The sequence below is a fragment of the Plantibacter sp. CFBP 8775 genome, assembly GCF_014839505.1.
Lineage (GTDB): Bacteria > Actinomycetota > Actinomycetes > Actinomycetales > Microbacteriaceae > Plantibacter > Plantibacter auratus.
Window position 1 is genome coordinate 1,648,172 of sequence record NZ_JACYNV010000001.1, and the last position, 12,047, is coordinate 1,660,218.

Annotated in this window: 11 protein-coding genes; 6 read left to right on the top strand and 5 right to left on the bottom strand. The window is 70.2% G+C overall.

Annotation, left to right across the window (positions count from 1 at the left end; genetic code table 11):
- The first annotated feature begins 47 nt into the window (after window positions 1–47).
- The 3 genes from rsmA to IFR14_RS07840 are packed head-to-tail and all read left to right on the top strand — an operon-like array spanning window position 48 to window position 2,955.
- The gene (rsmA, locus tag IFR14_RS07830; protein WP_191940736.1) at window positions 48–899 is read left to right on the top strand and encodes a 16S rRNA (adenine(1518)-N(6)/adenine(1519)-N(6))-dimethyltransferase RsmA; all 852 of its coding nucleotides are present in this window, start codon (window positions 48–50) and stop codon (window positions 897–899) included.
- Between the two features lie 9 nt (window positions 900–908).
- Window positions 909–1,976, top strand: a complete 1,068-nt coding sequence (gene mgrA, locus IFR14_RS07835; protein WP_124768944.1) for an L-glyceraldehyde 3-phosphate reductase — start codon at window positions 909–911, stop codon at window positions 1,974–1,976.
- A gap of 40 nt (window positions 1,977–2,016) precedes the next feature.
- Window positions 2,017–2,955, top strand: coding sequence for a 4-(cytidine 5'-diphospho)-2-C-methyl-D-erythritol kinase (locus tag IFR14_RS07840; RefSeq protein ID WP_191940737.1), 939 nt, complete (start codon window positions 2,017–2,019; stop codon window positions 2,953–2,955).
- A 72-nt stretch (window positions 2,956–3,027) separates the two neighbouring features.
- On the opposite strand, the gene IFR14_RS07845 is transcribed toward IFR14_RS07840, so the two are convergent.
- From IFR14_RS07845 to IFR14_RS07855, 3 genes are read right to left on the bottom strand one after another with little or no spacing between them, the layout of a single operon-like run.
- The gene (locus IFR14_RS07845) at window positions 3,028–3,822 is read right to left on the bottom strand and encodes a hypothetical protein (protein ID WP_079705450.1); all 795 of its coding nucleotides are present in this window, start codon (window positions 3,820–3,822) and stop codon (window positions 3,028–3,030) included.
- Complete coding sequence (locus IFR14_RS07850) at window positions 3,812–6,208, bottom strand: SDR family oxidoreductase (protein ID WP_191940738.1); 2,397 nt, start codon at window positions 6,206–6,208, stop codon at window positions 3,812–3,814. The genes IFR14_RS07845 and IFR14_RS07850 overlap by 11 nt, the downstream gene beginning before the upstream one ends.
- Complete coding sequence (locus tag IFR14_RS07855; RefSeq protein WP_249406901.1) at window positions 6,205–7,107, bottom strand: hypothetical protein; 903 nt, start codon at window positions 7,105–7,107, stop codon at window positions 6,205–6,207. Before IFR14_RS07855 ends, IFR14_RS07850 begins: the two co-directional genes overlap by 4 nt.
- A gap of 79 nt (window positions 7,108–7,186) precedes the next feature.
- On the opposite strand from IFR14_RS07855, the gene IFR14_RS07860 reads away from it, so the two are divergent.
- Genes IFR14_RS07860 through IFR14_RS07870 form a run of 3 tightly spaced genes read left to right on the top strand, consistent with a single transcriptional unit; the run spans window position 7,187 to window position 10,346 of the window.
- Window positions 7,187–7,984 (top strand): SDR family NAD(P)-dependent oxidoreductase, encoded by a 798-nt coding sequence (locus tag IFR14_RS07860; protein ID WP_191940739.1) that lies wholly within the window; start codon window positions 7,187–7,189, stop codon window positions 7,982–7,984.
- Window positions 7,981–8,685, top strand: coding sequence for a lysophospholipid acyltransferase family protein (locus IFR14_RS07865; protein WP_138946648.1), 705 nt, complete (start codon window positions 7,981–7,983; stop codon window positions 8,683–8,685). Before IFR14_RS07860 ends, IFR14_RS07865 begins: the two co-directional genes overlap by 4 nt.
- Window positions 8,682–10,346: an FAD-binding oxidoreductase gene (locus IFR14_RS07870; protein WP_175116167.1), complete on the top strand. Its 1,665-nt coding sequence runs from the start codon at window positions 8,682–8,684 to the stop codon at window positions 10,344–10,346. Before IFR14_RS07865 ends, IFR14_RS07870 begins: the two co-directional genes overlap by 4 nt.
- A gap of 97 nt (window positions 10,347–10,443) precedes the next feature.
- On the opposite strand, the gene IFR14_RS07875 is transcribed toward IFR14_RS07870, so the two are convergent.
- A complete protein-coding gene (locus tag IFR14_RS07875; RefSeq protein WP_191940740.1) occupies window positions 10,444–11,475 on the bottom strand; it encodes a diacylglycerol/lipid kinase family protein in 1,032 nt (343 codons plus the stop codon).
- Window positions 11,472–12,038, bottom strand: a complete 567-nt coding sequence (locus IFR14_RS07880) for a TetR/AcrR family transcriptional regulator (RefSeq protein ID WP_161578540.1) — start codon at window positions 12,036–12,038, stop codon at window positions 11,472–11,474. The genes IFR14_RS07875 and IFR14_RS07880 overlap by 4 nt, the downstream gene beginning before the upstream one ends.
- Window positions 12,039–12,047: the final 9 nt, after the last annotated feature.

A 12,047-nucleotide genomic window follows, 5' to 3' on the forward strand; every position in this document is an offset into this window, starting at 1 on the left:
CCCGTCGCCCGACGAGGACCGGCTCCCCGATCAGGGATACTGGAGGGATGACCGCCTCCGTCGCCCTGCTCGGCCCCGCCGAGATCCGAGATCTCGCCACCCTGCTGGACGTGACGCCGACGAAGAAGCTCGGTCAGAACTTCGTCATCGACGCGAACACCGTCCGCAAGATCGTGTCGGTCGCGCACGTCGCTCCGGGCGACGTCGTCGTCGAGATCGGCCCTGGACTCGGCTCGCTGACCCTCGGCCTGCTCGAGGCCGACGCGAGCGTCGTCGCCGTCGAGATCGACGGTCGGCTCGCCAGGCAGCTGCCGCTCACCGTGGGGGAGATGGCACCGGGCATGATCGACCGGTTGTCGGTCGTCCACGAGGACGCGATGCGCATCGAGGAACTCCCCGCGCAGCCCAACCGACTCGTCGCCAACCTGCCGTACAACATCTCCGTGCCCGTCCTCCTGCACTTCCTGGAGCACTTCACCTCGCTGACGGCCGGTGTCGTCATGGTGCAGGCCGAGGTCGGCTACCGACTCGCCGCCGGCCCGGGGAGCAAGGTCTACGGCGCCCCGAGCGCGAAGGCCGCCTGGTACGGCGCGTGGCGCATCGCCGGCCAGGTGAGCCGCCAGGTGTTCTGGCCCATTCCGAACGTCGACTCCGTGCTCGTCGGATTCGAGCGGCGCGCCGACGTCATCGGCACCGAGGAAGAGCGCACCAAGACCTTCGCGCTCATCGACGCGGCGTTCCAGCAGCGTCGCAAGATGCTCCGGCAGGCTCTCGGCAGCGTCCTCGGCAGCTCCCAGGCCGCGACGGAGCAGATGGAGGCCGCCGGAGTGAAGCCGACGGCCCGCGGCGAGGAGCTCACGGTCCACGACTTCCTGTCGATCGTGCGTGCGGGACGATAACGTTGGCGCATGACCGCTGATGCTCGATTCCCGCTGAACGTCCCCGACATCCACCGCCCGTACGCTGCGGCGGACGACCGCTACGCGCGGAACGACTACCGCCAGGTCGGCACCTCGGGGCTCTTCCTCCCGCCGATCTCGCTCGGCCTCTGGTACAACTTCGGCGACAACCGGCCGTTCGACGGGCAGCGCGCGCTCCTGCGCCACGCGTTCGACCACGGCATCACCCACTTCGACCTCGCGAACAACTACGGCCCGCCCTACGGTTCCGCCGAGACGAACTTCGGTCGGATGATGCGCGAGGACTTCGGTCCGTACCGCAACGAGCTCATCATCTCCTCGAAGGCCGGCTACGACTTCTGGCCAGGCCCGTACGGCAACTTCGGTTCGAAGAAGTACCTGACCGCGAGCCTCGACGAGTCGCTCGAGCGGATGGGTCTCGACTACGTCGACGTCTTCTACTCGCACCGGGTCGACGAGGTCACGCCCATCGAGGAGACCGTGGGCGCGCTCGACGCGATCGTGCGCTCCGGCAAGGCCCTGTACGTCGGCATCTCGTCGTACTCGGCCGAGCGGACCGCCGCCGCACACGCCGTCGCTCGCGAGCTCGGCACGCCGCTCGTGATCCACCAGCCGTCGTACTCGATCCTCAACCGCTGGGTCGAGGACGGCCTCACCGAGGTGCTGACCGAGACCGGCCTCGGCGCGATCGCCTTCGTGCCGCTCGCGCAGGGCCTGCTCACCGACAAGTACCTCGGCGACGGCCCGGCCGAACGCGCGACGAACCGTCCCTCCCTGCCCGACCGCCAGGTGAGCGAGGAGATGGCGACCCGCCTCCGGTCGCTCAACGACATCGCCGTGGAGCGCGGGCAGACCCTCGCGCAGATGTCGCTCGCCTGGGTCCTGAACAACCCCGCGATCACCTCCGCCCTCATCGGTGCCTCCCGTCCCGAGCAGCTCGACGAGAACCTGGCGGCGCTCGACGGCCCCGCGTTCACGACCGAGGAGCTCGAGGAGATCGACCGACTCGCGGAGGGCGCCGACGTCAACATCTGGGCGGACTCCTCCGACAAGTGACGCGGTCTGAGGCGCCTGCTCGATCGACTAACTTGGAACAATGACCACCGAGGCCATCCTCAAGCACGTCCACGTGCGAGCACCGGGGAAGATCAACGTCTTCCTCAAAGTCGGCGAAGTGATGGACGACGGCTACCACGACGTCGCGACCGCGTACCAGGCGATCTCGCTGTACGAGGACGTGCACGCGTACCCGGCCGACGACTTCAGTGTGTCGTTCTCCGGCTCGGTGGACGTGTCGGGTGTGCCGACCGACACGAGCAACCTCGCCATCCGCGCCGCGAAGGCCCTCGCGAGACGGACCGGGTACCGCGGCGGTGTCCGGCTCGAGATCGAGAAGCACGTGCCGGTCGCCGGCGGGATGGGCGGCGGCTCAGCCGACGCCGCGGCCACGCTGCTCGCCTGTGACGCCCTCTGGGGGACCGAACGCAGCCGCGACGACCTCCTGGCGCTGGCGGCGCGCCTCGGCGCCGACGTGCCCTTCGCCCTGCTCGGCGGCACCGCTGTCGGCACCGGCCGCGGCGACCAACTGAGCAGCGCGTTGGCCAAGGGGCAGTTCGAGTGGGTGCTCGCCCTCGCCGACTTCGGCATGTCGACCCCGCAGGTCTACCAGGAGCTCGACGCCCACCGTGCGCGGCACATCCTGGACATCTCGCCGTCCGGTCGTCAGCCGACGGTCGACGCGGCGGTGCTCCAGGCGTTGCGCGCGGGCGACGCCCACCTCCTCGGGGAGGTCCTCCACAACGACCTGCAGGCCGCTGCGCTGCAGCTGCGCCCGGTGCTGGGCGAGGTGCTCGAGTTCGGCGACTCCCAGGGAGCCCTCGGCAGCCTCGTCTCCGGCTCCGGGCCGACGATCGCCTTCCTGGCGGCCGACACCGACGACGCCGTCGAACTGCAGGTGACGCTCGCCTCGTCCGGGCTGAAGGTCATCCGTGCCCACGGACCGGTCCACGGCGCCCGCATCGTCTCGCAGAGCTGAGACGCGGCCCGCACGACACGAAGCAGCCCCGGTCGGAGATCCGACCGGGGCTGCTGTACGAGGTGGCGCGGTTCAGGCCGCGACGCCGCGCACGCGGAGCGAGTTCTCGATGATCGTGAGCCCCTCCATACCGGGGAGCTTGGCGATGTGCCCGTCGATGCGGCGCACCTCGGCCAGGCCGTCCTCGTCGCCGAAGAGGTGGCCCATGACGTGCGTGACCTCGGAGTCGGGCATGACGCCGGAACCGACGGGGCCCCACACCTTGCGGAGCAGGAAGCGGGTGAGTCGACGTGCGCTCTTCGACGACTCCAGGCGTGCCTTGGCCTGGCTCGCGTAGAACGCCACGTGACGCGTCTCCTGCTTCGCGATCCGCTTGAGGAGCACCGAGAGCACCGGGTGTCGCTCCAACTGCGCGAGGCGGGTGTACGCGGCGGTCGCGGACCACTCGTTCGCCGCGCCCCAGCTCATGTGCACCGCGATGAAGTCGGTGCCCACGAGGTTGCCGAGGATCGACTGCTTGATGGGGTCGAGGCGGTCCTTCCAGCCGAGCTTCAGGCGCGTCGCCTTGAGCTCGTCGAAGTCGACCGTGATGTCGTGGGCGGCGAGGACGGCGGCGAGCGCCTCCCCGTGCCAGAACTCCTCACGGTTCCACATCGTCATGAACGCGCCGACCTCGTCGTCCTCGTGGGACGGCGTCATGAGCATGTCGCGCAGATAGCAGACCGTGTGGTACTCGATGTCGCACATGTAGCGCAGGCTGCGCAGGGTGGAAGCGGGGAGCGGGTTCGTCTTGAACTCGTCGAAGTCGAGGTCGCTCCAGTTCACCGAGACACTCGTCTCGGTGAACTTGTCGATGTCAAACGCCATGTGCGGTGGGGCGGTCGGGGATCGTGTCCTCGGCCGTCCGCTCTCCTCTCGGCTGTGCGGGGCGCGGTGCGCGGGTCAGTTCGTCTTCGGAGCGGACGCCTCCGGTGGTTCGTGCCCATTCTCGCACCGTCCACCGGCCGGCCTGCGCCAGCTTGTACAGGGTGTGGTCGGGGTTGACGGCGACCGGGTTCCCGACCAGCTGCAGCCAGGCGGCGTCCGCATGGGAGTCGCCGTAGCCGTAGGAGTGCGCGAGGTCCATGCCGTGCTGCTCGGCGTACTGCGTGAGCCAGGCGCCGCGCGCTTCGTCGACGAGCGGCGGGCTGTCGAGGTAGCCCGTGAGGCGTCCGTTCTCGGCGTGCATCGCCCCGGCCACGACCTCGTCGAAGAACGGCTCGAGCGGAGCCGTCATGAGGTCGATGGTGCCCGTGACGAGGATCGTCCGGTGACCGGCCGCCCGGTGCGCGGCGATCTGTTCGAGCGCCTGGGGGAGGAGGCGGGACCGGACGGCCTTGCCGAAGCCGCCCCGGACGATCTTCTCGAGCTGCGCCACGTCGACGCCCTCGTAGCGGCGCATGAACGTGCGGATGAACTCACCGCGGTCGCGGAGTTCAGCACCGATGTACCCCGGCATGGAGGCGCCGAGCGTGGCGATCTCGATGGGCCAGCGCGACCGTGAGGTCGCGGCGAGCCGCAGCCAGAGGTACTGCTCGATGAGGTTCCAGGCGAGCACCGTGCCCTCGAGGTCGAACACCGCGAGGACGTCGTCGCGCACGGGCAGGATCTTCTGCTGCTTCGCGGCGCCCGCCTTGCGGTTGGCGAAGGCGCGGGTCAGGGTCGTGACGGCGGGGAAGTGGATGCGCTGGAAGTAGTCGTCCCAGTCGATCGTCGTGACGTCGAACCCGCGGTCCGTCTGCTGCTCGGGCGTCAGTGAGGCGTGCAGGGCACGGGTGCGCTGGTCGTCGAACACGATCTCGCTCTGCACGTAGGAGCGGTAGAGCCCGGTGAAGTCGCGGAGCGAGCCGAGGTCGCTCGACGCCTTGCGGATCCGGTCCTGCCACCCGCGGGTGGTCGCGTTCGCCGGCAGGTGGGAGACGACCCGTCCGGCCGCCGTCGTCGCCTTCTGCCGCCGGTCGATGGAGCGCTCGATCGCGCGCCCGCCGGGGAAGTTCCAGGTCGGCACACTGATGTCACCGGCGTCCGCCGGGATCGGGTGCTCGGTGAAGTAGCTGTGCACGTTCGCGTACATCTTGTGGAACGGCAGCGGGTTGCTGGCTCCGGAGCTCACGTGGAAGTAGCGCGCCGCAGCCGGCTCCGGCGGGGTCTGGGCCGCAGCGAGGATCGCGTTGACGACGAAGTCGACGGGGATGATGTCGAGCACGCTGTCGGGGAGGCCCGGGAAGTCGGGCAGCTGTCCGCGCCCGTAGGCGATGATCAGCGGGTCGGCGACCTTGTAGCCGTCGATCCAGCCGGGGAACGGGTGCGCGAGTGCACTCTCGATGATCGACGGACGCACGACGGAGAGTCGGTTGCCCTCGCCGGCCCAGCGCTCTTCGGCGACCCGCTCGGCCATCGCCTTCGTGAAGGTGTAGACGTCGGTCCAGCCGAGGCTCTCGGCGCGAGCACGGCCGTGGGCGACGAGTCGGGCATCGACCCAGGCGATGCGTGCAGCCTCGGCGGCGTTCGAGACGGCCTGGGGGCCGGCCTTGCCGTGCTCGCGACGGGCGGTCTGCATGAGCTTGCGCAGGACCTCCGGACGACGGGACGACTCCTCGGTGCGGACGCGTGCCGAGCGGGCTGCCTCGGCCTCGACGCGCCAGTCGACGTCGTGCGCGAGGCTGCGTTCCGGCTGGATGCCCTTCCGCGTGCCGCCGACGTAGGCGGTGGAGACGTGGACGACGTGCGGGGTCGCGCCGCTCTTCGCGAGCGCCGCGTACAGGGTGGTGGCGCCGCCGACGTTCGTGGCGAAGGCCTCGTCGATCGGCGGGTCGAAGGAGACGGTCGACGCGCTGTGGATGACGACGTCGAGGTCGGCCGGCAGCGCCATCTCGTCGAGGCCACCCTCGATCACGCTGACGCGTTCGGCCACGATCGAAGCAGCGGCTTCGGCGCCGACGCGTTCGCGCCAGGCCTTGAACACCGGCTTGCGGAGCAGGGTCTGGAGACGGTCGCTCCCGCGGACCGACCCCTTCTTCCGGATGAGCAGGCTGACGCGGGTGGTGGGGTGATCGGCGAGCAGGCGCTCGAGCACCGCCTGCCCGAGGAAGCCGGTGCCGCCGGTGACGAGCACGTGCGCGCCGTCGAGGGCATCCGGGGCGGTGGCGGGCTGCTGACCCTCCGGCTCCTGGGCGTCGGGCTGTTCGGCGTCTGGGGTGGGGGTGTCGGTCATCGGTTCTCCTCGAGGCTGCCGCGGCGTCCGCGGCGGGCAAGTCTTGCGGCGAGATGGAGGCCCGACTGACCGGGCAGCGCGTCGATCGACGCGTCGATGCCGAGGACGGCGGGGTCGCTCCAGGTGGCGGTACTGCGGAACACGAGCGCGGCGAACCGCGCCGTCTGTCGGGGGCCGTTCGCATCGGAGCCGGTGGGCCACACGGCGTTCCGGATGCGGCGACGGGTGATGCCCTGTGCACGGGGCGACGCGGCGAGGCGGTCACTCGCCTGAGCGGTGAAGAACTCGAGGTGCCTGGCCTTCGTCTCGAGGATCTCGTCGACGAGGCGGTCGAGCACCGGGTGCGGCTCGCGCTCGCGCACCGCACGGTAGGCCGCGTGGGTGATGAGGTCGTCGATCGTCCCGATCGTCATGTGCCAGGCGATGATGTCCTCGCCGAGCACGTTCGCGATGAGGGCCTGGCCGATGGGCGCGAAGCGGTCGCGCACACCGTGGACGGTGCGGCGGAGACCCGTCGAACGCGTCTTGTTGCGCGGGGTGCCGTTCGCCTTGAGCACGGTGTCGAGGGTGTCGGTGATCCAGTACTTCTCGTACGCCCAGGTGATCAGGAACGCGGTGACCCTGGCGTCCTTGTGGGTGGGGGTGACGAGCACCCCGCGGAGGTACTGCATCGTCGCGCGCTCGATGTCCGACAGGGCGCGGAGCAGCGCGACCGTCTCAGCACTCAGCGGCGTTTCGGCGAAGGCCGCGGCGTCGATCTCCTTGCGACGACTGCCGACGGCGGACTTCGCGTAGTCGCGGACGCTGAACCCGTGGGCAGGCCGCAGCATGGCGCTCTCCTGCTCCGCGTCCTCGAGGGCCGCGGGTGCTGTTCCGCGCGGCGAATCCCGGTTCACCATGGCGTCTCCGTTCCGTGACGATCCGACCTCATCACTGTAGCTTGCAACGATACGCAACGCGTAGCGTATTCTGATCCCCATGGCTACAGCTCTCGTCACCGGTGGGACGTCCGGCATCGGTGCCGCGTTCGCCACGGCGCTCGCCGGACGGGGCTTCGACCTGGTGCTCGTCGCCCGTGACGTCGGGCGGCTCGAGCGATCGGCCGAGCGACTGCGCGCGACCGGTCGCACCGTCGAGGTGATCAGTGCCGACCTCTCGGACCGCGCCGACGTCGCGAGACTCGCCGCACGGATCGAGGATCAGGGGTCACCGATCGAGGTGGTCGTGAACAACGCCGGGTTCGGCGTTCACGCCCGGCTCACCGACCCCGACACGAGCGAGCTCGACAACGCGATCGAGGTCATGTGCCGGAGCGTCACCACGCTTTCGGGCGCCGCGGCCCGCGCCATGCGGGAACGCGGGCGCGGCACCATCATCAACGTCTCGAGCACGGCGGGGTACATCACCACCGGCGGCTACTCCGCGGTGAAGTCGTTCGTCACCACCTACACCGAGGCGCTCGCGGTCGAGCTCGCCGGCTCGGGTGTCCGCGTCACGGCGCTCTGCCCCGGATGGGTCCGCACCGAGTTCCACGATCGCGCCGGCATCAGCACCCGCTCCATCCCGTCAGGTCTGTGGATCGATGTGGACCGGCTCGTCGCCGACGCCCTCCGCGACGCCGGGAGAGGGGTCGTCGTCTCCATCCCGAGCTTCCGCTTCAAGGCCCTCATGGCCCTCGTCAAGTTCGCGCCCCGTGCGTCCATCCGGTGGATCTCCGGCCGGATGTCCTCGAGTCGTCGAGCCGCCAACGCCGCCCAGTCAGGAGCCCGCCGATGACCGCAGAGCCGCGGTTCACCTCCTCCCTCCACGCCAACGCGCGGTTCGTCGCCCAGCGTCTGCTGTTGAAGCCGCTCGTCTGGTCGCTGACCCGCGTGACGGTGACGGGTCGCGAGCGCCTGTCGGGCGTCACCGGGCCGTACATCGTCGTCGCCAACCACCAGTCGCACCTCGACGCACCGCTCGTCGTCGGGGCGATGCCGCGTCGACTGTCGCGCTATCTCGCCGCCGGTGTCGCCGCCGACTACTTCTTCGACGTCCCCGCCCGCCGCATCTTCGCCGCCCTTTTCTTCAACGCGTTCCCGGTCGACCGCTCGGGCGACCGCAAGCGTGCAGGCGTGTCACGGGAGCTGCTCGAGAGCGGCGTCCCGATCCTCATCTTCCCCGAGGGCGGCCGATCGCGGACGGGTGAGCTCGGCCGGTTCAAGCCCGGTGCCGCGGCACTCGCCACCCGCCAGGGCATCCCCTGCCTCCCGGTGGCCGTCCTCGGCACCCACTCCGCCATGCCGAAGGGTCGCAACTGGCCCGTCCCCGGACGACCGCCGGTGCGCGTCGTCTTCGGGCAACCGATCCACCCGCAGCCGAACGAGACGCCCGTGCAGCTCATGGACCGCGTCGTCGCCGAGATCGTCGCGCTGCGCGCTTCGGTCGAGCCGGGAACACACGTTTCGATCGACACACCACGAAAGGAAGCCGGATGACGTCTGTGGAGCACATGAAGTGGTGGGGCTGGGGAGTCGAAGGGGTCGCCTTCGAGCACAGCAACAAGCCGGACTTCGCGCCGTTCGTGAAGCAGGCCGTCGGTCTCGACCTCCGGAAGCCGGCGCAGTCACACCTCAGCTTCGACGAGCTCACCGTCCCCGCATCGCGTGCGTCCGAGGAGTTCATCGCCGAGCTCTCGACGCTCGTCGGTCAGGGTCACGTGACCACGGACGACCAGGAACGCGTCGTCCACACCTACGGCAAGAGCATCCGCGACCTGCTCCGGATCCGCGCGAACGACCTGCCCCGCACGCCCGACCTCGTGGTGTACCCGGCTGACGAGGCCGAGGTCGCGTCGGTCGTCGCTGCAGCCGTCGCCGCAGACGCCGTGATCATCCCGTTCGGCGGCGGCACCAACATCGCCGGCTCGCTCGACCCGCAGCCGACCGAGGAGCGGGTCATCATCTCGCTCGACCTCGGCCGGCTCGACCGCGTCCTGTCGATCGACGAAGGCTCCGGTCTCGCCACCATCCAGGCCGGCGCGCAGGGCCCCTCGATCGAGGAGCAGCTGGGCGCCAAGGGCTGGACGATGGGCCACTTCCCCGACAGCTTCACGCACTCCACGCTCGGCGGATGGGTCGCGACCCGCTCCTCGGGCATGCAGTCCGACAAGTACGGCGACATCGCCGACATCACCAAGGGCCTGCGGATGGTCCGCCCGAACGGCATCGTGGCGATCCGTCCCGTCCCGAGCGCGTCGACCGGACCGAGCGTCCGCGAGATGATCATCGGCAGTGAGGGTCGACTCGGCATCATCACCGAGGTCACCGTGCAGGTCCACCGGACGCCGGCCGTCCGCGAGGTCCTCGGCTACTTCTTCCCCACCTGGGAGGCCGGGCTCGCGGCGATGCACGAGATCGCCGAGAGCGACGCCAGCCCGTCGGTCACCCGGGTGTCGAACGCCCGGGAGAGCGGCTTCTCGCTCGCGACCCGGAAGGCCAGCACCGGCGTCTCGGCGCAGGTCACCAAGGGCCTCATGAAGGTGCTCACGGCCAGGGGCTGGGACCTCGAGCAGCTGTGCCTCTCCTTCATCGGCTACGAGGGCAGCGCGTCCCACGTGCGGTACGAGAAGGGCCTCGTCGGCTCGATCGTCCGGAAGCACGGCGGCATCGGCGTCGGCAAGGGCCCCGGCGCCCTCTACGACCAGAAGAAGTTCGACACCCCGTACCTGCGCGACTTCCTCCTCGACCGCGGAGCCGCGGCGGACGTCTCGGAGACCGCAGCGCCCTGGTCGCGCCTGCAGGAGGTCTACGACGCCGCGAACGACGCCGCCAACGCCGCCTACGACAAGCTCGGGGTGCACGGGTGGATCATGTGCCACCTCTCGCACTCGTACCACTCCGGCGCGTGCCTGTACTTCACCTTCGCGTTCATCACCGGCGACGACCCCATCGGCGAGTACGAGCAGGTCAAGTCGGCGATCCAGCAGTCCTTCGTCGACCACGGTGGCACCCTCTCGCACCACCACGCGGTCGGTGTCGAGCACTCGCCGTGGATGGAGCAGGACATCTCGACCGAGGGCGTCGCGATCATGCGCGGCCTCTTCGACAGTGCTGACCCCGGCTCGAACTTCAACCCCGGCAAGATCCTCGCGGACTGAGCCGTTCCTCCGGTCCCTGAGCCGTTCGCCCGGTCCTGAGCCATTCCGCCGGTGCCTGAGTGGTTCCTCCGGTCCCTGAGCCTGTCGAAGGGCGGGCTCAGGGCCGGAGCCGACCCGATCGCGACGCCGTCGCCGGTAGGCGGACGATGAGCGCGCCGGGGTCGACGGTCAGCCGGGCCGCCGAAACCGGGCCGATCCCGTCGCCGTCTGCTTGGAACTCGGCGGGCGGTGAGACCGTCACGTCGATGCGTCGTACGCGCAGGTAGCGGAGCGCCCCGCCGGCGGAACCGGCCGTCTCGACGGCACTCGGCTGCACGCGGCGGCCCCGTGTCCGTCTGCCCTTGGAGAACCGGGCGACGGGATTGTTCGCGCGGTGCAGCCAGCGCGTGACCCGGACCCCGTCCCACCCTTCGAGGGACCGCACCATCAGGACATCGAGCACACCGTCGTCCAGGAGTGCGTCAGGGAGGACGTCGAGGCCCGCCGAGACGGTGCCGCAGTTGCCGACGAACATCGTGTGCGTCCGTCCGCTCCGGATCGGTCCGCCGTCCTCCTTCCAGGAGACGCGGGGCCGGTCGCGGCGGAAGAGCCCGCGGATGATCGGGACGACGTAGGCGATCCAGCCGAGGCGGCGCTTCAGGACGGGGTCGGCGTAGGCCACCATGTCCGCGTCAACGCCGAAGCCCGACATGACGAGGAACGGGGCGCTGCGCCGGACGCCGTCGGGGTTCCGGTATTCGATCAGGCCGACGTCGACGCTCCGGTCCTCTCCGGTGAACGCGGCCCGCACGGCGGTGGCCGTGTCGATCGGGATACCGGCGTTCCGGGCGAAGAGGTTCGCGGTGCCGACGGGGACGACGGCGAACGGCGTCCGGGTGTGACGCATCGCCCCGGCCACCTCGCGGACCGTCCCGTCACCGCCGGCGGCGATCACGAGCGACGCGCCGCCTCCGAGCGCCTCGGCGACCTGGTCGACCGCGGTCGACCGCTCTCGGGTCGGGATCCAGCTGGTCGGTCCCCAGCCGGCCTCGGCGGCTGCTGCGTCGACGAGCCTCGTCACGCGCTCGAGCTGGATGCGCGTCGGGTTGTAGATCACCGCAGCGTGCCGCGGGGTGCTGCCTCGCGTCATGCGGCCAGTGCCGGCCAGAGGACGGACAGGACCTGGTCCGCCCAGTCGTCGTCCATGTCGGCGCCGCGGACGAGTTGTCCGAGGACCGCGCCGAGGAGCAGGGTCGCGACGAGGCGACCGTCGAGTCCGGGCTTCAGATCGCCGGTGGAGATCCGTTCGTCGACCAGGTTGGACAGCGCGCGCGCCCGGTTCCTCGTGAGGTCGCGGAGCAGCGTCGAGAACTCGGGGTCGTCCTGGAGCAGGATCGACGCGATCGTGCCCCGGCCCACCACGTCCTCGATCATCGCCCGGGCTTCGTGGAGCAGCCAGGTGAAGGTGTCGTAGGTCGAGAGGTTCTCGGGGATCTCGACCGGGGTCTCCATGGCGCGCGCAACAGCCGCCGTGAGCAGCTCGGAGCGGTTGCGGTACCGCCGGTAGATCGTCGTCTTGGCCACGCCGGTTGTCTCCGCGACCGCCTCGATGTTGACGGCGACCGAGCCGCGCGAGCGCATGAGGTCGAGCGCTGCGTCGAGGATGCGGTCGCTCATCTGCTGAGCGCGGGAGACGCGTCGGGAGACGGGCACCGACCAACC